This window comes from Micromonospora orduensis (assembly GCF_006228125.1).
In the GTDB taxonomy this organism is placed as follows: domain Bacteria; phylum Actinomycetota; class Actinomycetes; order Mycobacteriales; family Micromonosporaceae; genus Micromonospora; species Micromonospora orduensis.
Window position 1 is genome coordinate 1 of sequence record NZ_VDFY01000013.1, and the last position, 1327, is coordinate 1327.

Genomic DNA, 1327 nt, shown 5'->3' on the forward strand with positions numbered 1-1327 from the left:
CTGAACCGCCCCGGATCTTGTAGAGACTTCCCCGCTTGGGAAGGATCGAGAGATGGCAGGAACGAAGCCGTATCCGCAGGAGTTGCGGGAGCGGGCGGTGCGGATGGTCGCGGAGGTGCGGCCGAACTACGAGTCGGACTGGGCGGCGATCACGGCGGTGGCGGCCCGGCTGGGGATCGGCACGGCCGAGACGTTGCGGAAGTGGGTTCGTCAGGCACAGGTCGACGACGGGCAGCGGCCCGGGGTCACGTCGGAGGAGTCGGCGGAGCTGAAGCGGCTGCGGCGGGAGAACGCCGAGTTACGGCGGGCAAATGAGATTTTGAAGGCCGCGTCGGCTTTCTTCGCGGCCGAGCTCGACCGGCCTACGACACGCTCGTGAGTTTCGTCGACGGGCATCGGGACCGCTTCGGTGGAGTCGAGCCGATCTGCCGTGTGCTGCGTCAGCACGGGCTGCAGATCACCCCGAGCGGCTACTGGGCGGCCAAGAAGCGTCCACCGTCGAAGCGGCAGGTGCGTGATGCGCAGCTGACGGAGGTTATCGGCCAGATTCACTCGGCGAACTACGGCGTCTACGGAGCCCGCAAGATCTGGCATGAGCTGCGGCGGCGTGGTTACCCGACGGCCCGGTGCACGGTCGAGCGGTTGATGCGTGGCGCCGGCCTGGCCGGCGTCGTGCGGGGCAGGAAAATCCGCACCACGGTCGCCGACCCAGGGCATGAACGGGCCGCTGACCTGCTCAACCGGGACTTCACCGCCGCCCGGCCGAACCGGTGCTGGGTCGCGGACTTCACCCACGTCGCGGCCTGGTCCGGCGTCGTCTACGTCGCGTTCGTCGTCGACGTCTACTCCAGGGCGATCGTGGGTTGGTCCGCGGCGACGAACAAACGCACGCCGCTGGTCCTGGCCGCCTTGGACATGGGGTTGTGGCGCCGCAACCGCGCCGGCCAGCCGGTCGGGGCGGGCCTGGTGCATCACAGCGATGCGGGCAGTCAGTACACGTCGTTCCGGTTCACCGCCCACCTGCTCGATGCCGGTATCGACGCCTCGATCGGCAGCGTCGGCGACGCCCTGGACAACGCGTTGATGGAGTCCACCATCGGCCTCTACAAGACCGAGCTGATCAAACCCCGGGGCCCGTGGCGCAGCCTCGCCCAGGTCGAACTGGCCACCGCCGAGTGGGTCGACTGGTACAACAACCAGCGCCTGCACTCCGCCATCGGGCACGTCCCACCAACCGAATACGAATCGATGTTCTACGCTCAACCCCAGCCCCGCGAGGTGGTTGGAGTCAACAGCTGAGGTCTCCACAGAACCCGGGGCGGCTCAG

The 1327-nt window shown here is 68.0% G+C and carries 1 protein-coding gene; it reads left to right on the forward strand.

Annotation, left to right across the window (positions count from 1 at the left end):
- Positions 1-52: 52 nt before the first annotated feature.
- A protein-coding gene (locus FHG89_RS00080) for an IS3 family transposase (RefSeq protein ID WP_139581806.1) occupies positions 53-1299 on the forward strand; the annotation gives its coding sequence in 2 pieces (ribosomal slippage) (positions 53-335 and positions 335-1299; 1248 coding nt in all).
- The last annotated feature ends 28 nt before the right edge of the window (positions 1300-1327 follow it).